The sequence below is a fragment of the Alicyclobacillus fastidiosus genome, from assembly GCF_026651875.1.
Taxonomy (GTDB): Bacteria; Bacillota; Bacilli; order Alicyclobacillales; family Alicyclobacillaceae; genus Alicyclobacillus; species Alicyclobacillus fastidiosus.
Map to the genome: position 1 here is coordinate 3772501 of NZ_CP104067.1, position 25075 is coordinate 3797575.

10 protein-coding genes, 24 tRNA genes and 6 rRNA genes (1 of these 40 cut by a window edge) are annotated in these 25075 nt (G+C 55.2%); 2 read left to right on the forward strand and 38 right to left on the reverse strand.

The window, feature by feature from the left end; all coding sequences use genetic code 11:
• The 4 genes from NZD89_RS18580 to NZD89_RS18595 form a co-directional block, all read right to left on the reverse strand.
• Positions 1-153, reverse strand: partial view of a hypothetical protein gene (locus NZD89_RS18580; RefSeq protein WP_268003504.1) — the 5' portion only. It extends 30 nt beyond the left edge of the window; 153 of the gene's 183 nt are visible here — the first part of the coding sequence; it begins with the start codon at positions 151-153; its stop codon lies off the left edge, out of view.
• Between the two features lie 60 nt (positions 154-213).
• Positions 214-1745, reverse strand: a 16S ribosomal RNA gene (locus NZD89_RS18585).
• Between the two features lie 448 nt (positions 1746-2193).
• On the reverse strand, positions 2194-3624 hold the full coding sequence (locus tag NZD89_RS18590; protein WP_268004260.1) for a sedoheptulokinase: 1431 nt from the start codon (positions 3622-3624) through the stop codon (positions 2194-2196).
• 167 nt (positions 3625-3791) lie between these two features.
• Complete coding sequence (locus NZD89_RS18595) at positions 3792-4913, reverse strand: Gfo/Idh/MocA family protein (RefSeq protein ID WP_268008537.1); 1122 nt, start codon at positions 4911-4913, stop codon at positions 3792-3794.
• 283 nt (positions 4914-5196) lie between these two features.
• Here NZD89_RS18595 and NZD89_RS18600 point away from each other — a divergent pair, with 283 nt between their 5' ends.
• Both NZD89_RS18600 and NZD89_RS18605 read left to right on the forward strand, forming a co-directional pair.
• Positions 5197-6498 carry an amino acid permease gene (locus tag NZD89_RS18600; RefSeq protein WP_268004261.1) on the forward strand — a complete coding sequence of 434 codons (1302 nt, stop codon included), beginning with the start codon at positions 5197-5199 and terminating at the stop codon, positions 6496-6498.
• A 195-nt stretch (positions 6499-6693) separates the two neighbouring features.
• Positions 6694-8004 carry a L,D-transpeptidase gene (locus tag NZD89_RS18605; RefSeq protein WP_268004262.1) on the forward strand — a complete coding sequence of 437 codons (1311 nt, stop codon included), beginning with the start codon at positions 6694-6696 and terminating at the stop codon, positions 8002-8004.
• 216 nt (positions 8005-8220) lie between these two features.
• On the opposite strand, the gene rrf is transcribed toward NZD89_RS18605, so the two are convergent.
• The 34 genes from rrf to rpsP all read right to left on the reverse strand — a co-directional run bounded on the left by rrf (position 8221) and on the right by rpsP (position 25073).
• Positions 8221-8337 (reverse strand): 5S ribosomal RNA (gene rrf / locus NZD89_RS18610).
• Positions 8338-8485: 148 nt separating this feature from the next.
• Positions 8486-11430, reverse strand: a 23S ribosomal RNA gene (locus tag NZD89_RS18615).
• Between the two features lie 207 nt (positions 11431-11637).
• A 16S ribosomal RNA gene (locus NZD89_RS18620) occupies positions 11638-13171 on the reverse strand.
• Together the 16S, 23S and 5S rRNA genes with 24 tRNA genes alongside form the textbook arrangement of a ribosomal RNA operon.
• Positions 13172-13615: 444 nt before the next feature.
• Positions 13616-13702: transfer RNA gene (locus NZD89_RS18625), tRNA-Leu, on the reverse strand.
• A gap of 38 nt (positions 13703-13740) precedes the next feature.
• Positions 13741-13817, reverse strand: a tRNA-Asp gene (locus tag NZD89_RS18630).
• 12 nt (positions 13818-13829) lie between these two features.
• Positions 13830-13923: transfer RNA gene (locus NZD89_RS18635), tRNA-Ser, on the reverse strand.
• 5 nt (positions 13924-13928) lie between these two features.
• Positions 13929-14004 (reverse strand) — tRNA-Lys (locus tag NZD89_RS18640).
• Positions 14005-14093: 89 nt separating this feature from the next.
• Positions 14094-14167 (reverse strand) — tRNA-Gln (locus NZD89_RS18645).
• Between the two features lie 41 nt (positions 14168-14208).
• A tRNA-Ala gene (locus NZD89_RS18650) sits at positions 14209-14284 on the reverse strand.
• A gap of 33 nt (positions 14285-14317) precedes the next feature.
• Positions 14318-14394: transfer RNA gene (locus NZD89_RS18655), tRNA-Pro, on the reverse strand.
• Between the two features lie 6 nt (positions 14395-14400).
• A tRNA-Arg gene (locus NZD89_RS18660) sits at positions 14401-14477 on the reverse strand.
• Positions 14478-14479: 2 nt separating this feature from the next.
• A tRNA-Gln gene (locus NZD89_RS18665) sits at positions 14480-14554 on the reverse strand.
• Between the two features lie 5 nt (positions 14555-14559).
• A tRNA-His gene (locus tag NZD89_RS18670) sits at positions 14560-14632 on the reverse strand.
• 90 nt (positions 14633-14722) lie between these two features.
• A tRNA-Tyr gene (locus NZD89_RS18675) sits at positions 14723-14805 on the reverse strand.
• Positions 14806-14808: 3 nt separating this feature from the next.
• Positions 14809-14883: transfer RNA gene (locus tag NZD89_RS18680), tRNA-Thr, on the reverse strand.
• A 5-nt stretch (positions 14884-14888) separates the two neighbouring features.
• Positions 14889-14965, reverse strand: a tRNA-Met gene (locus tag NZD89_RS18685).
• A gap of 4 nt (positions 14966-14969) precedes the next feature.
• Positions 14970-15062: transfer RNA gene (locus tag NZD89_RS18690), tRNA-Ser, on the reverse strand.
• 6 nt (positions 15063-15068) lie between these two features.
• Positions 15069-15143, reverse strand: a tRNA-Val gene (locus NZD89_RS18695).
• A 43-nt stretch (positions 15144-15186) separates the two neighbouring features.
• Positions 15187-15261, reverse strand: a tRNA-Gly gene (locus NZD89_RS18700).
• A 3-nt stretch (positions 15262-15264) separates the two neighbouring features.
• A tRNA-Val gene (locus NZD89_RS18705) sits at positions 15265-15340 on the reverse strand.
• Positions 15341-15345: 5 nt separating this feature from the next.
• Positions 15346-15420 (reverse strand) — tRNA-Glu (locus NZD89_RS18710).
• A gap of 6 nt (positions 15421-15426) precedes the next feature.
• Positions 15427-15502, reverse strand: a tRNA-Thr gene (locus tag NZD89_RS18715).
• A 6-nt stretch (positions 15503-15508) separates the two neighbouring features.
• A tRNA-Asn gene (locus NZD89_RS18720) sits at positions 15509-15583 on the reverse strand.
• A gap of 3 nt (positions 15584-15586) precedes the next feature.
• A tRNA-Ala gene (locus NZD89_RS18725) sits at positions 15587-15662 on the reverse strand.
• An 84-nt stretch (positions 15663-15746) separates the two neighbouring features.
• Positions 15747-15820: transfer RNA gene (locus tag NZD89_RS18730), tRNA-Gly, on the reverse strand.
• Between the two features lie 6 nt (positions 15821-15826).
• Positions 15827-15903 (reverse strand) — tRNA-Arg (locus NZD89_RS18735).
• Between the two features lie 29 nt (positions 15904-15932).
• Positions 15933-16017: transfer RNA gene (locus tag NZD89_RS18740), tRNA-Leu, on the reverse strand.
• Positions 16018-17320: 1303 nt separating this feature from the next.
• Positions 17321-20264, reverse strand: a 23S ribosomal RNA gene (locus NZD89_RS18745).
• Between the two features lie 204 nt (positions 20265-20468).
• A 16S ribosomal RNA gene (locus NZD89_RS18750) occupies positions 20469-22002 on the reverse strand.
• A gap of 673 nt (positions 22003-22675) precedes the next feature.
• The gene (gene trmD, locus NZD89_RS18755) at positions 22676-23443 is read right to left on the reverse strand and encodes a tRNA (guanosine(37)-N1)-methyltransferase TrmD (protein WP_268008538.1); all 768 of its coding nucleotides are present in this window, start codon (positions 23441-23443) and stop codon (positions 22676-22678) included.
• Positions 23444-23466: 23 nt separating this feature from the next.
• A complete protein-coding gene (gene rimM, locus NZD89_RS18760) occupies positions 23467-24000 on the reverse strand; it encodes a ribosome maturation factor RimM (protein WP_268004263.1) in 534 nt (177 codons plus the stop codon).
• Between the two features lie 74 nt (positions 24001-24074).
• A complete protein-coding gene (locus NZD89_RS18765; RefSeq protein WP_268004264.1) occupies positions 24075-24497 on the reverse strand; it encodes a YlqD family protein in 423 nt (140 codons plus the stop codon).
• A gap of 31 nt (positions 24498-24528) precedes the next feature.
• Entirely contained in the window at positions 24529-24759 is a 231-nt protein-coding gene (locus NZD89_RS18770; protein ID WP_268004265.1) for a KH domain-containing protein, read from the reverse strand.
• Positions 24760-24800: 41 nt separating this feature from the next.
• Positions 24801-25073: a 30S ribosomal protein S16 gene (rpsP, locus tag NZD89_RS18775; protein ID WP_268004266.1), complete on the reverse strand. Its 273-nt coding sequence runs from the start codon at positions 25071-25073 to the stop codon at positions 24801-24803.
• Positions 25074-25075 lie beyond the last annotated feature (2 nt).

Genomic DNA, 25075 nt, shown 5'->3' on the forward strand with positions numbered 1-25075 from the left:
CCAAGGTACCTCGCGCCTTCCAATCTGCTTCGGATTCCTTCGTTGGTCGTCCTCTGACTCGCTCACGTACAAAAGTACGCTCGACTCATCATCGTCCTCCCGCCTTGTACTCCTCGCATCTTGAAACGCGCTTTGAGTTTGCTTCCACCTCATACGAGGCTTGGCTCCCTCAAAACTAAACACCCACGTCCTAAAAGCCTTGTTTCTCCGTAGAAAGGAGGTGATCCAGCCGCACCTTCCGATACGGCTACCTTGTTACGACTTCACCCCAATCATCAACCCCACCTTCGGCGGCTGGCTCCCTAAGGTTACCTCACCGACTTCGGGTGTTGCCGACTCTCGTGGTGTGACGGGCGGTGTGTACAAGGCCCGGGAACGGATTCACCGCGGCATGCTGATCCGCGATTACTAGCAATTCCGGCTTCATGCAGGCGAGTTGCAGCCTGCAATCCGAACTACGAACGGCTTTTTAGGTTTCGCTCCACCTCGCGGCTTCGCTTCCCGTTGTACCGCCCATTGTAGCACGTGTGTAGCCCAGGACATAAAGGGCATGATGATTTGACGTCATCCCCGCCTTCCTCCGACTTACGCCGGCAGTCACCTGTGAGTCCCCACCACTACGTGCTGGTAACACAGGTCAAGGGTTGCGCTCGTTGCGGGACTTAACCCAACATCTCACGACACGAGCTGACGACAACCATGCACCACCTGTCTCCTCTGCCCCGAAGGGAAGGACTATCTCTAGCCCGATCAGAGGGATGTCAAGCCCTGGTAAGGTTCTTCGCGTTGCTTCGAATTAAACCACATGCTCCACTGCTTGTGCGGGCCCCCGTCAATTCCTTTGAGTTTCAGTCTTGCGACCGTACTCCCCAGGCGGAGTGCTTATTGGGTTTCCTTCGGCACTGGGGTGTGTCCCCCAACACCTAGCACTCATCGTTTACGGCGTGGACTACCAGGGTATCTAATCCTGTTTGCTCCCCACGCTTTCGTGCCTCAGCGTCAGTCACTGTCCAGCAAGGCGCCTTCGCCACTGGTATTCCTCCACATATCTACGCATTTCACCGCTACACGTGGAATTCCCCTTGCCTCTCCAGCACTCAAGTTATGCAGTTTCCAAAGCAATCCCAAGGTTGAGCCTTGGACTTTCACTTCAGACTTACACAACCGCCTACGCACGCTTTACGCCCAGTGATTCCGGACAACGCTTGCCCCCTACGTATTACCGCGGCTGCTGGCACGTAGTTAGCCGGGGCTTCCTCACTCGGTACCGTCTCACAAGGAGCTTTCCACTCTCCTTGTCGCTCTCCCCGAGCAACAGAGCTTTACAACCCGAAGGCCTTCTTCGCTCACGCGGCGTTGCTCCGTCAGGCTTGCGCCCATTGCGGAAGATTCCCTACTGCTGCCTCCCGTAGGAGTCTGGGCCGTGTCTCAGTCCCAGTGTGGCCGGTCACCCTCTCAGGTCGGCTACGCATCGTCGCCTTGGTGGGCCGTTACCTCACCAACTAGCTAATGCGCCGCGGGCTCCTCTATCAGCGATGCAGTTGCACCTTTCAACACAGGAAGATGCCTTCCCATGTGTCATCCAGCATTAGCACCCGTTTCCGAGTGTTATTCCAGTCTGACAGGCAGATTGCCCACGTGTTACTCACCCGTCCGCCGCTGACATCAAAAGATGTCCGCTCGACTTGCATGTATTAGGCACGCCGCCAGCGTTCGTCCTGAGCCAGGATCAAACTCTCAAAAAATGTTACTGGCGTTACTTCTAATGTCTCGACGACGACTGTCGTCTCGACCGAAACTTTTAGGCGTGTGTGTTTAGTTTTCAAGGAACCAAATCAATCAGTGCCGCCGAAGCAGCTCAGACAATATACCACGAATCTATCTTCGCTGTCTACTGGAACATTTTGCTTCGGCTCATTCGAACGTTGCAGTTCGAACCTGTGAGCTGGTGTTCCAGCGACTCGGTATATCCTGTTTGTTCAGCAGTGCCGCCGAAGCGACGTCGATTAATATAGCACGCCAAGTTGAACTACACAAGTGTAAATTTATGTAAATAAAAAAGAGAACAACAGTGCGGCGTTCGAAACCCGAACACACCATCGTCAAATGTCGTCGGATGATCTCGTTGGGCGAGAGTCACTCGGCAACTTGAGGGATTACCAAACGGACCGGCCAGTCGCCATCTCCCGAAACCTATGATGGCAAGGCGTAATCGATGACGTCGGCCGCCGCTTCGTTAAAGGATTCGTACGCCCCCACCCCGACGCCCGCGCAGAGTGCGGCGCCGACAGCTGCCTCTTCCCGGTGGCGTGGAACGAGAAGTGAACGACCAAAGATATCCTGCACGATGGACGCCAAGTAGACGTTCTTGCGGATGGCGTTTCCCGCTCCGACGAGATGTTTGATGTTCATCTGTAAAGTACCCGGAAGTGCCTTCACATACTGATGAAGTTCTATCGCAATCCCATCCAGCACACCGACCATCAAGTCCAACGGTGTGAAGTTGTCTTCTGAAATGTTGGTGATCGCCCCCCTGGACGACGGGTCTTCCCTCGTGCCGTAGAACTGCGGCGAAACAGTCAGGGTCGTATGGACAAGCGCGCCAGGTGCCGCGCCGCTCCCACTTCGCTGACGGGAATCATTGCGCAGGTTCTCCTGGCTCGCCTTCGCCAATAGGTGATCCATCGCACCATATTGCGGCTCCTGTGTAGCGACACCACACAGTTCAAGGACCTGGCGGAAAAACGATTCCACCAAGGCATACGACTTCCCACCGCCGAGCGTCGCACTCACAAGCAGATAGCGATTGCCCGGAAACGGCCGCGTCTCGAAACCGGGCACCGACACGTGCTCGTGGACCATCAACGACAACTGTGCCCCCGTACCGACATTTACCAGCAGCGTATCCGCAAGCGACTGCACAGAGCCGATGTGACTCGCCTGGTTGTCGCCGACACCGGTCACGACCTGAACGCCGTCGTCCATATGACCAACGACGGTACAGGATGGCACAACGGTCGGGAGCATCATGGGGCGAATGCCTGCTCGCAGCAGCGCCTCCTCGTCAAACCGTGACTTCACCAGGTCAAATACGCCGAGGCTCGCCGCCAAAGTCGGCTCCGTCACAGGATGAGCGATGTTCGCGAGTTTTGCGGTCACGTAGTCAGCGATGGTGCAGAGCGCCGCTGCATCACTCGGAACTTCTCCCTTTTGTACGTTGACGAAATGCGTCAGCAACCCATACCCTGTTGGCACTTCGTAGCCAGTGAGACCCGCGAATGCGTCGCGATACGTCCGCTTGCCATCGCAATGGAGATTGCCACGGCCGTCGAGCCACGTGAAGAGGGGGCTCACAGGCCGACCGTCCTTGTCCAAGTACAGTACGCCGTGCATTTGCCCCGACACACACACCGCCGCGACATCTCTGTGACGGCCTAGAAGTTCTTGAACGATGTCCTGTACGATGGAAAAAATCCTCGAGGCATCTTGAAGGTAGGCATGACCCTCACCCGCCACGCTCGCGTCGTTTGAACGCGTTTTCTGATCCACAATCGCGCTAGTCTGTGTATCCACGACGACTCCGCAAAGAGATGTGGTACCAATATCGAGGCCAATCAGTTTCAACGCGCTCACGCTCCAAAACATCACGCAGTTTGCGAGTATGGGGAGACCCGAATGCTCGCCAACCGCGATCTCTAAATTCGTAGAAACAGGTGAATGTACTCGAAAGGCAAGGGACGCCTCAGGTTCGGCGTCCCTTGGCGACATGTTAAAAGTTCAGGCACGCGCGCTTAAGCCAGATGACCGCCCAAGGCGAGCAGGAGAGCCTGTTCATCAAACCCAACCGGCCACGGAGCAGGGCGTTCGCACCTCGTCTGGATGTCATAGTGCCGCCCCTCATCGGACGCCACGTGAATGCCCTGCATTAACTCGACGATGTGCAGCATCAGTTCACCATTCGCTCGATGCAAACGGCCCGTGCGCACCGCATCGACCATGTCGGCGACGGCCAACCCACGGCTATTTTCCTTAAACCCGAACAAGAGCGGAATATCGCTCCATTCCTGTGCCCCCTTGCGACGCACTCGAACGTTTCCACCGAAGTTGTTTGGATCCGGCACGCTCAGGGACCCTTCCGTTCCATAGATTTCGATGCGCGGTAACTCGGAGTGCCAGACGTCGAACGACGTAATGATATTCCCTACGGCGCCCTGTTCAAACTCCAACAGACCGGCGACGTGCGTGGGCACGTTCACTGGAATCTTCTCACCGAAGCGATGTTCGGTCGTGATGGTGCGTTCAGCAAACGTCACCTGCGTGAGCCCTGTCAACCGGCGAACGGGCCCCAATAGATGCACGAGCGCCGTGAGGTAGTAAGGCCCCATGTCAAACATCGGCCCGCCGCCCGGTTGATAGAAGAAATCAGGATTGGGGTGCCACGCCTCTACCCCATGCCCCACCATGAATGCGGTTGCACCGATGGGCTTGCCGATCCACCCGTCGTCAATCAACTTCCGACACGTCTGCAATGCACTGCCGAGGAACGTGTCCGGAGCCGATCCGAGACGGAGGTTCTTCGCTTTCGCGAGCGCGAGCAAGGACCGTCCCTCTTCTACGTTTAGCGCGAGCGGTTTCTCCGAGTGAACATGTTTACCCGCTTCCAGTGCCTGGCGGGAAACTGAGGCGTGCGCACTGGGAATGGTCAAATTGATGACGAACTCAATATTCGGGTCGGCCAGAAGTTGGTCGACTGAACAGGCCTTCGCGACTCCAAATTGTTCGGCGCGGCTTTTGGCGCGGTCCACGTCGAGATCGGCGCAGGCGACGACGTCCAACCCAAAAGCTCGACAGTTCTTAAAGTAGATCTCGCTGATATTTCCACAACCTATAATACCAACTCTCGCACGTTCGATGACCGTCACGTCCTCTCAAATCTGTCAAGCCTGACAGGTGCACACATATGTAGAGCCCACAAATACGGCGCTTATACGACCAGGCCAATCGTTGCCTGTATGTTCAGTCTACTAATTGTACGGGATAAGACAACCATGTACAGCACATTTTCGGAAGTTTCGACGAGAACTACCTATTTCGACATTCGTCGAAACCGCGTCGATTTGTTGTAGAATAATAGGATGTGCGGAATTCGGGGTCACCCGTACTCGGCACAGTGGTTTCGAGAGGAGACTAGCAGAGATGAGTAAGCCAGATTCACAACTTACGCGCAATTTGAAGTCGCGACACATCCTCATGATGGCCCTTGGCGGGACTATCGGATCAGGGATATTTCAGGGGAGCAGTTCCTCCATCCACTTAGCCGGCCCTGGCGTTCTCGTCACGTACTTGGTTGGCGGGCTGATCTTACTTGTCGTCATGCGCGGATTGGCGGCGATGGCCGTACAGAATCCACACGCCACCACGATCAAAGGACTTATCGATCCCATTCTAGGCCATTTCACGGGCTACGTGAGCGGATGGATTTATTGGCTCGACTGGGTGCTCGTCATGGCGGCTGAGACCGCGGCTGCGAGTATGTTTTTGCAGTTCTGGTTTCCGTCCGTTCCACTCTGGGTGCTCGCACTGCTCATCTCCGTAGGGATGACCATCCTCAACCTGACCCCGGTCCGCGTGTTCGGGGAGACGGAGTACTGGCTGGCTGGCGTCAAGATCTTGACGTTGTCCTTGTTTGTCATATTCGGAGCGATTTTGCTCGCCACAAGGTACTCAAAGCATCAAGTCGCAAGTAATCTTGTCGGGCATGGCGGGTTCTTCCCACATGGAATTGGCGGCGTGGCGGCCGCGATGCTGGTCGTGATGTTCTCCTTTGGCGGCATCGAAATGATTGGGATGACACTCGGTGAGACGGAAGACCCAACACGGACCATCCCGCGTGCTGCGCGGGGCGTGATCGTGCGGATCTTATTGTTCTACCTCTTGCCGATCGCCGTCATCGTCAGCCTGGTTCCCTGGTCGCAGTTGGGCAGCACACAAAGTCCATTTGTGACGGTCTTTTCGCAGATTGGCATTCCATATGTCGGCAGCATTATGAATTTCGTGATGCTGACGGCCGTCCTGTCGGCAGTCAACACCGGCATGTACGCCACAAGTCGGATGTTGTACACACAGGCGATGGACGGCAACGCGCCAAAGCTGTTCCGCAAAGTGACTAGGGGCAACGTCCCTGTCCGTGCGCTCTTATTCAGCACCTTCTTCCTTTATATCGGCGTGGTGGTCGCCTTTTTCGCCAAGGGAAACACGTTTAACGACCTGATGGTGATCCCGGGCTACACCGTGATGTTGGTGTGGATGTTTTTGCTCGCAAGCCACTGGAAACAGCAGGGCCCAAAACCCACGACGATTTTGGCCTTTGCAGCGCTGATTGCCATTTTCGTGGCCGTGATCATCACCTCGCCGCTGGCCGGAACCATCGTGAGTTTGGTGGCGGTCGGCTTGATCATGGGAAGTTACCTGGTTGCACGCAGGGCGGACAAGCACTGAGAACAGCTGGCTAGAAGTAAAAGGGGCCGTCCTTCAGTCACCGAAAATGACTGGGGGGCGGCCCTGTTTTCCGTTCGCACCGTGTCGTAGCTTTCATTCTGAACGCTCTGATTGATTCATAGATATCAATCGAGGGTCCCGACCGATAGCTTCTCTAGGACAGGCCCTAGTCCAACCAGAGAAAGGCGATCACACATGAAAGAACGAACCGATGGCCTGCAGCGACTGAAACCCGGGGTGTACGTGAATCCAAGTGACGACCGGTATGAGTTAAAAGCCATGCGCTACCAAGCGATTTCGCCCAGTTCCCCGATTCACGAGGCGAAACTTCTCGTACGCGCAGGACAATATCGCAAGGCTAAAGAACGGTACCTCACACTCCTGCGACACAAAGAATCGATGGAGTTGCACAAGCAACTGGCTCCGCTGCTCACTTACGATGAGACATTGGACATGCTCAATAAGTATTGGCATTTCAAACAGCTGCGGCGATTCTACCAGGACCACGCCAAAACTTACGCGCAGCGGTCAACGACGCGACGCGCACGGATGAGTTGGCTGCCGTGGCTGCTGCTGTGTCTTGTACTGCTTGCATTGCCGTTTCTGTATCATTACGTATACCGACACACCATCACGACGACCATCGACGAATCGTATCAGAATACGATTGAGCACATCGGAGTGCTTCCTTCCACGCAATTTGCCGGCAACATCCGGGTGGGCACGCTGACCACAAACGGGATCGCTCACGCCGTGGACACGTCGACCATGACACCAGACTTGCCTTATAAACTGCTCTACGATGGGACACCAGAAGGATACGCCGTCAGCGAAGGGGACAACCTGTTCACCATTTACATTCTAAACACTGTTGCACCTTCCGCATCCGTGACAACCCAGCGCGCGCCTGTTTCATCCGCTCCCACATCCGCCATTTCCAGTGCTGACTTAAATGTGGCCCGGACAGCCTATGCGTACTACTTGACCACGCACGGCGACGTGCCCCCTGCGACCCTGCAGCCGCTCGCATCGATGGTTCCACGCGCCAGTGTTCTATCCAACATCGATTACGTCCCCACAACCGATCCGACCACGGCCCTCACAAGCAGCGCCACCCGGATCGTGCCATTTGTGCAGCCTGTTGTGCGCATTGACTTGCGGGATCGAACATTGTTGTTACAAAGTGATGGCCAGACGGTCCTGCGGACGGCAGTTGGAATTGGCGCGGCTTCGTCCCCCACCCCGACCGGCGACTTCGTCGTCTCACAGCGCATCGTAAACCACGCGGCAAACGCGTACGGAAAGTACATTTTCCCGTTGAACGAAACGAATTACGCCATCCACGGCACCAATCAAGAGGGACGCATCGGCGGGGCCGATTCACTCGGCTGTATCGAACTTCCCGCCTCTGCGTTGCAAAAACTCTATGACACCATCCCCGTCGGTACCCGAGTAGAGATTGAGAATGGCGCTACGCTGTCGCCGCCGACGTGGTTCAAAGCGTAAACGCACTTCGGGTGATGCAGCCAAAGCGACGTTTCCCTGAGACCTGACAACCACAACTGCGGTGCATGTCCGGCTGTGAAGGGACATGTATATGTCGGTCCCCCCAAAAACACGAACATATATCCCTCAGATTGTTCGATACAGACCCCAATCCCCGACCAACACAAAAAGACCCCGAGGTGGGCATTTCTGCTTCCCTCAGGGTCCTTCTCACTCGCCTGGCAACGACCTACTTTCCCAGCCCCTCTCGGGACAAGTATCCTCGGCGCTGGAGGTCTTCACGTCCGTGTTCGGTATGGGTACGGGTGTTTCCCCTCCGCTATGGTCACCAGACCGCTTGGCGTTCAGGTATTCGTTCGCACGGCTTCGGCCTATCGGCCTGCAGATGTGCTACTCACACCTTCACTCAAGCTTCCAGTTACGTCGCTCCGTAACTTTGTCTTTATCCTCGCTCCTGAATCATGGAACAACCTCTTTCATGCGGGTGAAGCCCTCGACCGATTCGTATCTGTCCGCTCCACGTATCACTACGCTTCCACGCCAGACCGATCTACCTTGTCTTCTTCAAGGGGTCTTACTTCCCTAACGGAATGGGATACGTTATCTTGAGGCAGGCTTCGCGCTTAGATGCTTTCAGCGCTTATCCTTTCCCGACTTGGCTACCCAGCTATGCTTCTGGCGAAACAACTGGTACACCAGCGGTCGGTTCATCCCGGTCCTCTCGTACTAAGGACGACCCCTCTCACGTATCCTGCGCCCGCGGCAGATAGGGACCGAACTGTCTCACGACGTTCTGAACCCAGCTCGCGTACCGCTTTAATGGGCGAACAGCCCAACCCTTGGGACCGACTTCAGCCCCAGGATGCGATGAGCCGACATCGAGGTGCCAAACCTCCCCGTCGATGTGAACTCTTGGGGGAGATCAGCCTGTTATCCCCGGGGTAGCTTTTATCCGTTGAGCGATGGCCCTTCCACTCGGTTCCACCGGGTCACTAAGCCCGACTTTCGTCCCTGCTCGACCTGTCCGTCTCGCAGTCAAGCTCCCTTGTGCCTTTACACGCTTCGCGCGATTTCCATCCGCGCTGAGGGAACCTTTGGGCGCCTCCGTTACTCTTTAGGAGGCGACCGCCCCAGTCAAACTGTCCACCTGACACTGTCCCATGACCAGTTTCATGGCCATTGGTTAGAACACAAGTACCTCAAGGGTGGTATCCCAACGCCGACTCCACTCAGGCTGGCGCCCAAGCTTCTCTGTCTCCCACCTATCCTGTACATGACGTACCCGTATCCCATATCAAGCTACAGTCAAGCTCCACGGGGTCTTTCCGTCTAACCGCGGGTAACCTGCATCTTCACAGGTATTACAATTTCACCGGGTCTCTCGTTGAGACAGCGCCCAAGTCGTTACGCCTTTCGTGCGGGTCAGAACTTACCTGACAAGGAATTTCGCTACCTTAGGACCGTTATAGTTACGGCCGCCGTTTACTGGGGCTTCAATTCAGAGCTTCGCCTTGCGGCTTACCCCTCCTCTTAACCTTCCAGCACCGGGCAGGCGTCAGCCCCTATACTTCGCCTTTCGGCTTCGCAGAGACCTGTGTTTTTGCTAAACAGTCGCTTGGGCCTTTTCACTGCGGCTTCTCTCGAAGCGCCCCTTCTCCCGAAGTTACGGGGCCATTTTGCCGAGTTCCTTAACGAGAGTTCTCCCGCGCGCCTTCGTGTTCTCCACGCGCCCACCTGTGTCGGTTTCCGGTACGGGCACCTCACCACTCGCTAGAGGCTTTTCTTGGCAGTGTGACTTATGGGACTTCGGTACTGTACTTCCCTCCCCATCACAGCTCACGATTACCAGGGTGCGGATTTGCCTACACCCCTCGCTCGCTGCTTGGACGGCCTCTTCCATCCGGCCGCTTCCCTCAGCCTCCTGCGTCACCCCTTCGCTCAATCGCGATGTTGGTGGTACAGGAATTTCAACCTGTTGTCCTTCGACTACGCCTTTCGGCCTCGCCTTAGGTCCCGACTTACCCTGGGCGGACGAGCCTTCCCCAGGAAACCTTGGGCTTTCGGCGGACAAGATTCTCACTTGTCTTTTCGCTACTCATACCGGCATTCTCACTTCCATCCGCTCCACCAAACCTCTCGGTTCAGCTTCCCCGCAAATGGAACGCTCCCCTACCATGTTTCCATCCATAGCTTCGGTGTCTGGTTTAGCCCCGTTACATTTTCCGCGCAGCGCCACTCGACCAGTGAGCTATTACGCACTCTTTAAATGGTGGCTGCTTCTAAGCCAACATCCTGGTTGTCTGTGCAACGCCACATCGTTCCCCACTGAACCAGTACTTTGGGACCTTAGCTGTTGGTCTGGGCTGTTTCCCTCTTGACCACGGGTCTTATCACTCGTAGTCTGACTGCCAGGTTCTTCGACAAAGTGGCATTCGCAGTTTGACTAGGCTTGGTAACCCTCGCGGGCCCCGCACCCAATCAGTGCTCTACCTCCACTTCTCATTCCCTGACGCTAGCCCTCAAGCTATTTCGGGGAGAACCAGCTATCTCCGGGTTCGATTGGAATTTCTCCCCTACCCCCAGTTCATCCCCTGGCTTTTCAACGCCAGTGGGTTCGGGCCTCCATGCGGTGTTACCCGCACTTCACCCTGACCAGGGGTAGATCACCCGGTTTCGGGTCGATGACGACAAACTATACCGCCCTATTCAGACTCGCTTTCGCTTCGGCACAGGCTCCTTCGCCTTCACCTTGCTTGCCATCATCACTCGCCGGTTCATTCTACAAAAGGCACGCCGTCACATGTCATGCATGCTCCGACTGCTTGTAAGCACACGGTTTCAGGTTCTATTTCACTCCGCTCCCGCGGTTCTTTTCACCTTTCCCTCACGGTACTATCCGCTATCGGTCGCCAAGGAGTATTTAGCCTTAGGAGGTGGTCCTCCCAGATTCCCACGGGATTTCTCGTGTCCCGCAGTACTTGGGGTCTGTTGCACATTCCACAATCCGTTTCGGTTACCGGGCTCTCACCGTCTATGGCCGGCCTTCCCATGCCGTTCTCCTACGGATTGCTTCCTGCTGGCTCCCTGCAGGTTGCCACCAACAGCCCCTCGACCCCGCATACGCATCGACTGCAGTCTGTACCACGTATACGGTTTAGGCTTCTCCGCTTTCGCTCGCCACTACTTACGGAATCGCGTTCGCTTTCTTTTCCTCGAGGTACTTAGATGTTTCAGTTCCCTCGGTTGCCTCCGTACACCTATGTATTCAGTGTACGGTACTAGCGCTTCACACTAGCAGGTTTCCCCATTCGGACATCCACGGATAAATCGCTCGCTTACAGCTCCCCGTGGCATTTCGGTGTTCGCCCCGTCCTTCTTCGGCTCTTGGCGCCTAGGCATCCTCCGTGCGCTCTTTCTAACTTCACCGTTTTGACTTCCTAACCACAAACGTGATTATTCCATCTATAAATCCGGTTACGTTAACCTGTTACGCATTTACGGTTACCGGTTTTACTTATTCGAGGTTGTTCCATATTCAGTTGCCAAGGTACCTTGAGTTTGCTTCCACCTCATACGAGGCTTGGCTCCCTCAAAACTAAACACCCACGTCCTAAAAGCCTTGTTTCTCCGTAGAAAGGAGGTGATCCAGCCGCACCTTCCGATACGGCTACCTTGTTACGACTTCACCCCAATCATCAACCCCACCTTCGGCGGCTGGCTCCTGAAAGGTTACCTCACCGACTTCGGGTGTTGCCGACTCTCGTGGTGTGACGGGCGGTGTGTACAAGGCCCGGGAACGGATTCACCGCGGCATGCTGATCCGCGATTACTAGCAATTCCGGCTTCATGCAGGCGAGTTGCAGCCTGCAATCCGAACTACGAACGGCTTTTTAGGTTTCGCTCCACCTCGCGGCTTCGCTTCCCGTTGTACCGCCCATTGTAGCACGTGTGTAGCCCAGGACATAAAGGGCATGATGATTTGACGTCATCCCCGCCTTCCTCCGACTTACGCCGGCAGTCACCTGTGAGTCCCCACCACTACGTGCTGGTAACACAGGTCAAGGGTTGCGCTCGTTGCGGGACTTAACCCAACATCTCACGACACGAGCTGACGACAACCATGCACCACCTGTCTCCTCTGCCCCGAAGGGAAGGACTATCTCTAGCCCGGTCAGAGGGATGTCAAGCCCTGGTAAGGTTCTTCGCGTTGCTTCGAATTAAACCACATGCTCCACTGCTTGTGCGGGCCCCCGTCAATTCCTTTGAGTTTCAGTCTTGCGACCGTACTCCCCAGGCGGAGTGCTTATTGGGTTTCCTTCGGCACTGGGGTGTGTCCCCCCAACACCTAGCACTCATCGTTTACGGCGTGGACTACCAGGGTATCTAATCCTGTTTGCTCCCCACGCTTTCGTGCCTCAGCGTCAGTCACTGTCCAGCAAGGCGCCTTCGCCACTGGTATTCCTCCACATATCTACGCATTTCACCGCTACACGTGGAATTCCCCTTGCCTCTCCAGCACTCAAGTTATGCAGTTTCCAAAGCAATCCCAAGGTTGAGCCTTGGACTTTCACTTCAGACTTACACAACCGCCTACGCACGCTTTACGCCCAGTGATTCCGGACAACGCTTGCCCCCTACGTATTACCGCGGCTGCTGGCACGTAGTTAGCCGGGGCTTCCTCACTCGGTACCGTCTCACAAGGAGCTTTCCACTCTCCTTGTCGCTCTCCCCGAGCAACAGAGCTTTACAACCCGAAGGCCTTCTTCGCTCACGCGGCGTTGCTCCGTCAGGCTTGCGCCCATTGCGGAAGATTCCCTACTGCTGCCTCCCGTAGGAGTCTGGGCCGTGTCTCAGTCCCAGTGTGGCCGGTCACCCTCTCAGGTCGGCTACGCATCGTCGCCTTGGTGGGCCGTTACCTCACCAACTAGCTAATGCGCCGCGGGCTCCTCTATCAGCGATGCTGTTGCACCTTTCAACACAGGAAGATGCCTTCCCGTGTGTCATCCGGCATTAGCACCCGTTTCCGAGTGTTATTCCAGTCTGACAGGCAGATTGCCCACGTGTTACTCACCCGTCCGCCGCTGACATCAAAAGATGTCCGCTCGACTTGCATGTATTAGGCACGCCGCCAGCGTTCGTCCTGAGCCAGGATCAAACTCTCAAAAAATGTTACTGGCGTTACTTCATAAATGTCTCGACGACGACTGTCGTCTCGACCGAAACTTTTAGGCGTGTGTGTTTAGTTTTCAAGGAACCAAATCAATCAGTGCCGCCGAAGCAGCTCAGACAATATACCACGAATCTATCGTCGTTGTCTACTGGAATATTTTTCTTCAGTTCGTTCGAACGTTGCGGTTCGAACTTGTGAGCTGGTGTTCCGGCGACTTGGTATATCCTGTTTGTTCGGCAGTGCCGCCGAAGCGACGTCGACTAATATAACACGAATCGCACCTGATATTCAACTGGAATCATCAGGATAACTCCTCTGTCTAAAATCAGTTTCAATCCAACCCACATCGCCCACTCACAAGAGACGCCGGCGTAGATGCTTAGAAGCGCATCGTGCGCTGAACGGACAAAACAGTGTACGGGTTTCCGTACACTGTTTACCTGGTGCGGTCGAGAGGACTTGAACCTCCACGGGGTTGCCCCCACAAGAACCTGAATCTTGCGCGTCTGCCAATTCCGCCACGACCGCATGCATATGTGGACTCCCGAACGAATCGGATGAGTCTTTGGCGGAGCTGACGGGATTCGAACCCGCGATCTCCTGCGTGACAGGCAGGCATGTTAGGCCTCTACACCACAGCTCCAAATGATAAAACTGGCGGAGTGAGAGGGATTCGAACCCTCGATACGGTTATTCACCATATACTCGCTTAGCAGGCGAGCGCCTTCGACCTACTCGGCCATCACTCCATATTTGGTGGGTCATGAAGGAATCGAACCTTCAACCTGCCGATTAAGAGTCGGATGCTCTGCCAATTGAGCTAATGACCCAGAACTTTTTACAGATGGCCAACCACTTGTCGACTGCAGAATTCTCGCATCTAAAGCGGATGAACCAAAAGCCAGAGACTTATCCGTCTTGGCTGCCGAACTAGGACTCGAACCTAGACTAACTGAGTCAGAGTCAGTCGTGCTACCATTACACCATTCGGCATTAACATCTCGATGTGACACACGTACAGTAATCAACTGACGTGGTGGAGGTAGACGGATTCGAACCGACGACCCCCTGCTTGCAAGGCAGGTGCTCTCCCAGCTGAGCTATACCCCCATGGTAATTGTCGATCACGCCATCACAATCGACTGGTCGGAGCAGCGGGATTCGAACCCACGACCTCCTGCTCCCAAGGCAGGCGCGCTACCAAGCTGCGCTATGCTCCGTCAAACTGGCGTGCCCTGAGAGATTCGAACTCCCGACCTTTTGATTCGTAGTCAAACGCTCTATCCAGCTGAGCTAAGGGCACATTGGCTGGGGAAGAAGGATTCGAACCTTCGCATGACGGTACCAAAAACCGTTGCCTTACCGCTTGGCTATTCCCCATCAAGGGTGAGTGATGGGAATCGAACCCACGTATGCCGGAATCACAATCCGGTGCGTTAACCCCTTCGCCACACTCACCACACAATACACTGCCGAGCACGGTGCAATTGCCTCGCACCGGTTCGCAGTTGAGCACGCCCTGACACAAATGGCATCAGTTCGCGCACTTGGTGGAGGGGAAGGATTCGAACCTTCGAAGCTTCCGCAACGGATTTACAGTCCGCCCCATTTGGCCACTTTGGTACCCCTCCGCATGGAGCCACCTGTCGGATTTGAACCGACGACCTGCTCATTACGAGTGAGCCGCTCTACCCCTGAGCCAAGGTGGCAAACGTGGTAGCGGCGAGTGGATTCGAACCACCGACGCCACGGGTATGAACCGTGTGCTCTAACCAACTGAGCTACGCCGCCAAAATGGCGGAGAGAAAGGGATTCGAACCCTTGAGACGGGTTTAGCCGCCTACACGATTTCCAATCGTGCTCCTTCGACCAACTCGGACACCTCTCCGCGTGATGGTGCGGCTAATAGGAGTCGAACCTATGACCCCCACCATGTCAAGGTGGTGCTCTCCCTCTGAGCTATAGCCGCCCGGGGTCGCTGGTCGATGCGAACATGATCAGCTGTCCCGATATGGAGCGGAAGACGGGATTCGAACCCGCGACCCTCGCCTTGGCAAGGCGATGCTCTACCCCTGAGCCACTTCCGCATGTGGTGGGCGCTGACGGGATCGAACCGCCGACCCTCTGCTTGTAAGGCAGATGCTCTCCCAGCTGAGCTAAGCGCCCACAAATGGTGACCCCAGCGGGATTCGAACCCGCGTTACCGCCGTGAAAGGGCGGTGTCTTAACCGCTTGACCATGGGGCCATGACGTGGAGCTCCCAACCAGGCTTGAACTGGTGACCTCATCCTTACCATGGATGCGCTCTGCCAACTGAGCTATGGGAGCAAAGCTTGGCTCCCCGAGTAGGATTCGAACCTACGACCCTCCGATTAACAGTCGGATGCTCTACCGCTGAGCTATCGAGGAATGTGGTGGAGGTAGACGGATTCGAACCGACGACCCCCTGCTTGCAAGGCAGGTGCTCTCCCAGCTGAGCTATACCCCCACAAAACCTTTCGCGAGGTGCCTGTCCAATAAAGGATGCTACACACTCGACGCAGTGAACCCGGTACATCTATAGATTCACCAATGGAGCGGGTGATGGGAATCGAACCCACGCTATCAGCTTGGAAGGCTGAAGTTCTACCATTGAACTACACCCGCATGTTCTGGCGTGTCCGGAGGGATTCGAACCCGCGACCCACAGCTTAGAAGGCTGTTGCTCTATCCAGCTGAGCTACGGACACAAAACTTGTGATGAATGGCAAAACCAACTTGGTGTCGAAGGCGGGACTTGAACCCGCACGGGTTTCCCCACACGCCCCTCAAACGTGCGCGTCTGCCGATTCCGCCACTTCGACATGAATCTTACGTTCCACTCGTCCCGACCGCTCGTCGTTTCATGCGATATAGGAGAGCGAGATGAATAGTAACACGACTTCACCACTATGGTCAACTGGAATTTTTATCAGTGACCAAATTTCTCGTTTTACATGGTCGAGAAACGCGGCACATTGGACAATTGTACTGATCTCGCGGTGTTTTGTACAGGGGGGCGGAATCGCCATTTTTATGGGTAACTAGACCACAACAAGCCGGGAGAAGCGGATATACCAGCGTAGCGCACCCGTTGCGGTGAACTCGCTGCACTGACAGACAACGAACGTATGGCACCTAGGCAAACAGGGCGTTTTCACGCAAAAACTGATTAGACCGCTCTATCATCTACGAAAAAGCGCGGTTCTCATACAGCATATAACTGTCCACGCGGGAAAAGACGGGGTGAGAATATACCGCATCACCCATTCTCACTCCCCATTCATCTAACTCATCCTACTCGATGTTGGACTACAGTCAAACGTACCCAGCGACAGACGGTGCGACGTTGTACGCGGATCGAGCAAATCCCTATCGCTGCCGGTTTCTCTTCTTCAGGAGCACAAACTCCACCCTAGAAAACAAAGTGTTCCTCTTCCACTCCCCGGAGTCGGCTCGTTTTCACCAACCAACGTCCCTCGCCAAAGCCAATCCTCTTTTCTCGATAATTTCTGTCACGCAATGTTCATTTTTAAGTCGTCATAAAGGCTTCATTAGTTACAGTCAGCGGTGAATATAAGTTTATCGAATTCGGAGTGGTCCCTCTCCACAAACAAGGCGATACCTGCTATTTTACATCCCGTATCCATTCCATCCCCTCATGGCGTCTTTACGTCGCTCGAACGCCCTTGTTGAGGGCCAGACCAGCGCATACGCGTTAAATCTCTCAGGGTCGGTCCCAACGCTAGGTTGCAGGGCCGCACGGCCGACTGTGGGGCAGTTTCTACACTCATACGCGACGATTCCCACAGCCCCGGTAACTTGCTAGAGAGCCATACCAGTTGGTGTACGTATTGGCTCAAATCCAGGCTAAGGCCAATGAGGGTGGTTTCTATGTTCGACCAAAGGACAAGAATCGCCTGTACAAGACGTGTGTGGATGATCCCGTCGACGTAAGGCTATGTGCTAGTGCCTTCCACCAACCCGCCCTTACGTCCAGTCTATCTCCGCCGCAGCATCGCCCCAATCCCCGACCAACACAAAAAGACCCCGAGGTCCGCATTTCTGCTTCCCTCAGGGTCCCTTATCTCGCGCCTGAATCATGGAACAACCTCTTCTTCTGTTCATCGGGTGAAGCCCTCGACCGATTCGTATCTGTCCGCTCCACGTATCACTACGCTTCCACGCCAGACCGATCTACCTTGTCTTCTTCAAGGGGTCTTACTTCCCTAACGGAATGGGATACGTTATCTTGAGGCAGGCTTCGCGCTTAGATGCTTTCAGCGCTTATCCTTTCCCGACTTGGCTACCCAGCTATGCTTCTGGCGAAACAACTGGTACACCAGCGGTCGGTTCATCCCGGTCCTCTCGTACTAAGGACGACCCCTCTCACGTATCCTGCGCCCGCGGCAGATAGGGACCGAACTGTCTCACGACGTTCTGAACCCAGCTCGCGTACCGCTTTAATGGGCGAACAGCCCAACCCTTGGGACCGACTTCAGCCCCAGGATGCGATGAGCCGACATCGAGGTGCCAAACCTCCCCGTCGATGTGAACTCTTGGGGGAGATCAGCCTGTTATCCCCGGGGTAGCTTTTATCCGTTGAGCGATGGCCCTTCCACTCGGTTCCACCGGGTCACTAAGCCCGACTTTCGTCCCTGCTCGACCTGTCCGTCTCGCAGTCAAGCTCCCTTGTGCCTTTACACGCTTCGCGCGATTTCCATCCGCGCTGAGGGAACCTTTGGGCGCCTCCGTTACTCTTTAGGAGGCGACCGCCCCAGTCAAACTGTCCACCTGACACTGTCCCATGACCAGTTTCATGGCCATTGGTTAGAACACAAGTACCTCAAGGGTGGTATCCCAACGCCGACTCCACTCAGGCTGGCGCCCAAGCTTCTCTGTCTCCCACCTATCCTGTACATGACGTACCCGTATCCCATATCAAGCTACAGTCAAGCTCCACGGGGTCTTTCCGTCTAACCGCGGGTAACCTGCATCTTCACAGGTATTACAATTTCACCGGGTCTCTCGTTGAGACAGCGCCCAAGTCGTTACGCCTTTCGTGCGGGTCAGAACTTACCTGACAAGGAATTTCGCTACCTTAGGACCGTTATAGTTACGGCCGCCGTTTACTGGGGCTTCAATTCAGAGCTTCGCCTTGCGGCTTACCCCTCCTCTTAACCTTCCAGCACCGGGCAGGCGTCAGCCCCTATACTTCGCCTTTCGGCTTCGCAGAGACCTGTGTTTTTGCTAAACAGTCGCTTGGGCCTTTTCACTGCGGCTTCTCTCGAAGCGCCCCTTCTCCCGAAGTTACGGGGCCATTTTGCCGAGTTCCTTAACGAGAGTTCTCCCGCGCGCCTTCGTGTTCTCCACGCGCCCACCTGTGTCGGTTTCCGGTACGGGCACCTCACCACTCGCTAGAGGCTTTTCTTGGCAGTGTGACTTATGGGACTTCGGTACTGTACTTCCCTCCCCATCACAGCTCACGATTCATAGGGTGCGGATTTGCCTACACCCCTCGCTCGCTGCTTGGACGGCCTCTTCCATCCGGCCGCTTCCCTCAGCCTCCTGCGTCACCCCTTCGCTCAATCGCGATGTTGGTGGTACAGGAATTTCAACCTGTTGTCCTTCGACTACGCCTTTCGGCCTCGCCTTAGGTCCCGACTTACCCTGGGCGGACGAGCCTTCCCCAGGAAACCTTGGGCTTTCGGCGGACAAGATTCTCACTTGTCTTTTCGCTACTCATACCGGCATTCTCACTTCCATCCGCTCCACCAAACCTCTCAGTTCAGCTTCCCCGCAAATGGAACGCTCCCCTACCATGTTTCCATCCATAGCTTCGGTGTCTGGTTTAGCCCCGTTACATTTTCCGCGCAGCGCCACTCGACCAGTGAGCTATTACGCACTCTTTAAATGGTGGCTGCTTCTAAGCCAACATCCTGGTTGTCTGTGCAACGCCACATCGTTCCCCACTGAACCAGTACTTTGGGACCTTAGCTGTTGGTCTGGGCTGTTTCCCTCTTGACCACGGGTCTTATCACTCGTAGTCTGACTGCCAGGTTCTTCGACAAAGTGGCATTCGCAGTTTGACTAGGCTTGGTAACCCTCGCGGGCCCCGCACCCAATCAGTGCTCTACCTCCACTTCTCATTCCCTGACGCTAGCCCTCAAGCTATTTCGGGGAGAACCAGCTATCTCCGGGTTCGATTGGAATTTCTCCCCTACCCCCAGTTCATCCCCTGGCTTTTCAACGCCAGTGGGTTCGGGCCTCCATGCGGTGTTACCCGCACTTCACCCTGACCAGGGGTAGATCACCCGGTTTCGGGTCGATGACGACAAACTATACCGCCCTATTCAGACTCGCTTTCGCTTCGGCACAGGCTCCTTCGCCTTCACCTTGCTTGCCATCATCACTCGCCGGTTCATTCTACAAAAGGCACGCCGTCACACCTTAAAGATGCTCCGACTGCTTGTAAGCACACGGTTTCAGGTTCTATTTCACTCCGCTCCCGCGGTTCTTTTCACCTTTCCCTCACGGTACTATCCGCTATCGGTCGCCAAGGAGTATTTAGCCTTAGGAGGTGGTCCTCCCAGATTCCCACGGGATTTCTCGTGTCCCGCAGTACTTGGGGTCTGTTGCACATTCCACAATCCGTTTCGGTTACCGGGCTCTCACCGTCTATGGCCGACCTTCCCATGCCGTTCTCCTACGAATTGCTTCCTGCTGGCTCCCTGCAGGTTGCCACCAACAGCCCCTCGACCCCGCATACGCATCGACTGCAGTCTGTACCACGTATACGGTTTAGGCTTCTCCGCTTTCGCTCGCCACTACTTACGGAATCGCGTTCGCTTTCTTTTCCTCGAGGTACTTAGATGTTTCAGTTCCCTCGGTTGCCTCCGTACACCTATGAATTCAGTGCACGATACTAGCGCTTCACACTAGCAGGTTTCCCCATTCGGACATCCACGGCTCAGTGCTCGCTTACAGCTCCCCGTGGCATTTCGGTGTTCGCCCCGTCCTTCTTCGGCTCTTGGCGCCTAGGCATCCTCCGTGCGCTCTTTCTAACTTCACCGTTTTGACTTCCTAACCACAAACGTGATTATTCCATCTATAAATCCGGTTTCGTTAACCTGTTACGCATTTACGGTTACCGGTTTTACTTATTCGAGGTTGTTCCATATTCAGTTGCCAAGGTACCTTGAGTTTACCTAGCCACAAGGGCTTTGGCTCCCTCAAAACTAAACACCCACGTCCTAAAAGCCTTGTTTCTCCGTAGAAAGGAGGTGATCCAGCCGCACCTTCCGATACGGCTACCTTGTTACGACTTCACCCCAATCATCAACCCCACCTTCGGCGGCTGGCTCCTGAAAGGTTACCTCACCGACTTCGGGTGTTGCCGACTCTCGTGGTGTGACGGGCGGTGTGTACAAGGCCCGGGAACGGATTCACCGCGGCATGCTGATCCGCGATTACTAGCAATTCCGGCTTCATGCAGGCGAGTTGCAGCCTGCAATCCGAACTACGAACGGCTTTTTAGGTTTCGCTCCACCTCGCGGCTTCGCTTCCCGTTGTACCGCCCATTGTAGCACGTGTGTAGCCCAGGACATAAAGGGCATGATGATTTGACGTCATCCCCGCCTTCCTCCGACTTACGCCGGCAGTCACCTGTGAGTCCCCACCACTACGTGCTGGTAACACAGGTCAAGGGTTGCGCTCGTTGCGGGACTTAACCCAACATCTCACGACACGAGCTGACGACAACCATGCACCACCTGTCTCCTCTGCCCCGAAGGGAAGGACTATCTCTAGCCCGGTCAGAGGGATGTCAAGCCCTGGTAAGGTTCTTCGCGTTGCTTCGAATTAAACCACATGCTCCACTGCTTGTGCGGGCCCCCGTCAATTCCTTTGAGTTTCAGTCTTGCGACCGTACTCCCCAGGCGGAGTGCTTATTGGGTTTCCTTCGGCACTGGGGTGTGTCCCCCCAACACCTAGCACTCATCGTTTACGGCGTGGACTACCAGGGTATCTAATCCTGTTTGCTCCCCACGCTTTCGTGCCTCAGCGTCAGTCACTGTCCAGCAAGGCGCCTTCGCCACTGGTATTCCTCCACATATCTACGCATTTCACCGCTACACGTGGAATTCCCCTTGCCTCTCCAGCACTCAAGTTATGCAGTTTCCAAAGCAATCCCAAGGTTGAGCCTTGGACTTTCACTTCAGACTTACACAACCGCCTACGCACGCTTTACGCCCAGTGATTCCGGACAACGCTTGCCCCCTACGTATTACCGCGGCTGCTGGCACGTAGTTAGCCGGGGCTTCCTCACTCGGTACCGTCTCACAAGGAGCTTTCCACTCTCCTTGTCGCTCTCCCCGAGCAACAGAGCTTTACAACCCGAAGGCCTTCTTCGCTCACGCGGCGTTGCTCCGTCAGGCTTGCGCCCATTGCGGAAGATTCCCTACTGCTGCCTCCCGTAGGAGTCTGGGCCGTGTCTCAGTCCCAGTGTGGCCGGTCACCCTCTCAGGTCGGCTACGCATCGTCGCCTTGGTGGGCCGTTACCTCACCAACTAGCTAATGCGCCGCGGGCTCCTCTATCAGCGATGCAGTTGCACCTTTCAACACAGGAAGATGCCTTCCCATGTGTCATCCAGCATTAGCACCCGTTTCCGAGTGTTATTCCAGTCTGACAGGCAGATTGCCCACGTGTTACTCACCCGTCCGCCGCTGACATCAAAAGATGTCCGCTCGACTTGCATGTATTAGGCACGCCGCCAGCGTTCGTCCTGAGCCAGGATCAAACTCTCAAAAAATGTTACTGGCGTTACTTCTAATGTCTCGACGACGACTGTCGTCTCGACCGAAACTTTTAGGCGTGTGTGTTTAGTTTTCAAGGAACCAAATCAATCAGTGCCGCCGAAGCAGCTCAGACAATATACCACGAATGCACCGTCGTTGTCACTGGAACTTTCTTCATCGATTCATATGAACCGATAGTTGAACAAGTTGGGCCAAAGCCCAAATCCAAAGTGACGCGAGACATTTGGGTATCACAGCGTCACCGAAGCGACAGCGACTAATATATCACGACTACGTGTAGTATGTCAAGCAGACAGGGGAGTGCGATAGCGGATATGCGCACCTCATCATTGGGTCGGCGTCACAGCGCGTCACAGCGCGTCACAGTACATGTTCGGACACAACATGTTCGGACACAACATGTTCGGACACAAGCAAGCGCATTCGCGGGACGCAACTCGTACGTGCCCACGGTGGAAACAGGGCGAATCTAAGCGCCGACCTACGAGAGGAAGGTATACACCTCGTGGAGAAGCTACTTGAACGCTGCACAGCTAGACGCCATACGATACATTGGCTACAGCAGGCGCTCCTTCCCCGGGATACAGCCATCAATCTGTGCGCCTGCTGTAGCCCCCTTTTTACAACTGTGACGACGAGCTCAACAGGCGCGCGACATCCAGAATGTCACGGGATATCGATGTCACTGAAGTCTCCCCGCTCGAACTTGGCCAACCACGCTCGCTCTTCATCGTCGAGCATCGCCGTTGACAGGAGATCCGGCCGTTCACGCCAAGTGCGGTACAGCGCGTGACGCAGTCGCCACTTTGCGATCAGTTGATGGTTGCCCGAGAGGAGTGTCGGCGGCACGTCCATGCCCCGGAAAGAAGCCGGACGCGTATACTGGGGGTACTCGAGCAGCCCGCTGGCGTGCGACTCATCCTCTAACGAAACTGCGTTGCCAAGCACGCCAGGCAACAGGCGGACAACCGTGTCAGTCACCGCCATCGCCGCAATTTCACCGCCCGTCATCACGAAGTCCCCGAGCGAGAGCTCCTCGGTGACGAGCTGTTGACGAACGCGGTCATCAAACCCTTCGTAATGCCCGCACAAAAATGTGAGCCGCTCACACTCGGCGTACTCGCGTGCGATTTCCTGATTGAAGCGCCGCCCCTGGGGCGAGAGCATGATCACGCGGCCTGCCGGGGGCTCCACCGTTCCATGGCGTCGATTGATGTCGTCCATGGCTAAAAAGAGCGGTTCCGGCTTCAGTAACATCCCTGCACCGCCGCCAAACGTCGTATCGTCGACCGTATGGTGCTTGTCTTTGGCAAATTGCCGAAAGTCGACATATTCAATATTTGCGACATCGCTCTCGAAAGCGCGCTTCATCATACTCTCACCAAACACGCCGGAAAACATTTGCGGGAACAGTGTGAGCACAAATATGTTCAATGCCATGTCAAGTCGGCCCTTCCTTAATCTTCGTCGTCGCCGAGGAGCCCCGGTAAGAGGTGGACGGTCATGCGATTGGCGGCGAGATCGACCTTTTGAATACAGTCTGGAATCGCCGGCAACAAGACGTCGTCCTTGGCGAGCGGCCCACGGACCACATACACGTCATTCGCGCCCGGAGTAAGGACCTCCTTCAATTCGCCGACGAACGTCCCCTCGTCTGTATATACCTGAAGCCCAATCAGTTGGTGAATGTAATATGTGCCTTCGGGCAGTGGCTCGAGGTCCGATTCCTCCACACAAAGTTCCATGCCGCGCCACCGTTCGACGTCGTGAATGGATTGCAGGTCCTCGAAGCCGACGATCCACATATTCTGTTGCCTGCGACCGGAGCGAACCTCCACCTGTGCGATCGGCGATCCGCCCTCGGGCCGCACGTACAGCTTAGACCCGGGGCTGAATCGCTTCTTCGCAAAGTCGGTGCGCGGGTACACCTTCATCTCGCCGCGAAGTCCATGTGGTTTGGTCATTACACCAACGGTGTAGTACGAAGTCATCCTTCACCTCTCCATTTCCACAAAAAAAGGTCCAACACCATGTGCTGAACCCTTGGGAGTGTCATTCGACTGCGTCAACCCTCGATTTTCTGGCCGTTCTGACGAATTTCTTGGATGATGCCGTCCCGAACGATGATTTCCGCCCCAAGCAGAACCTTTGTCCAGTCGTCTCCCGGTTTCACGGAAACCACGGTTTCAACCGTCATATTTTGAATCTCGGTACCGAGTTCCATCTGTTGAATTTGTTGCATCTGTTGGAACAATTCCTCACGGCGATGCTCGCGGGTATTCTTCTCGTTCTCGATTTGTTGGCGAACCTGCTGGGCCAATTCCCCGCCTTGCGCCATCGCCTGGGCAAGCGCTTCCTTGCCCTGCGTCTCAATCTGCTCGAGCTCGTTCATGACCTGCTCGATTTGACGCCGTTGTTCTTGAATGATCTGTTGCTTGGTCGCTTCGGTCAAGACCAATTTGACTGCGACGGGTTGACGAATTTCCAACCGTATCTCCCCTTCTCCATGACGACAATCGTCAAGACTGAATGTCGACAAATACGCGTTTCTTTTGTCGGTACGCAGCCGCGCTCACCACGTTGCGGATAGCCTTGGCAATGCGGCCCTGTCGCCCGATGACTCGCCCCATGTCTTCGGCGTGGACTTTGACGCGATAGGTGATTGCGTCAAAGTCCTGCACTTCTACAACCTCGACCGCATCCGGGTGGTCCACCAAACAGGACACGAGGTACTGTACAAGTTCTTTCACGTCAGATCACTCCGAAGGGCGGCACACAGCCGCCCACAGGTTCACTTCTGAAGTTTTTGTTCGTGAAATTTCTTAAGAATTCCTTCCAGGTGGAACAAATAGCGGACTTTATCCGAAGGTTGTGCACCGGTTCCTAACCAATACAGTGCGCGTTCCTCGTCAATTTTAATCTGCTCCGGCTGTGTGAGTGGATTGTACGTGCCAATTTCCTCAACAAAACGACCGTCGCGAGGAGAACGGGATTCTGCTACAACCAAACGGTAGAACGGATTCTTCTTTGCACCCATACGCTTCAAACGAATTTTTACTGCCACGA

Coding starts and splice junctions, on each gene's coding strand:
- NZD89_RS18600 (WP_268004261.1), top strand. CDS start 5,197: ATGAGTAAGCCAGATTCACAACTTACGCGCAATTTGAAGTCGCGACAC.
- NZD89_RS18605 (WP_268004262.1), top strand. CDS start 6,694: ATGAAAGAACGAACCGATGGCCTGCAGCGACTGAAACCCGGGGTGTAC.
- rimM (WP_268004263.1), bottom strand. CDS start 24,000: ATGACTTCGTACTACACCGTTGGTGTAATGACCAAACCACATGGACTT.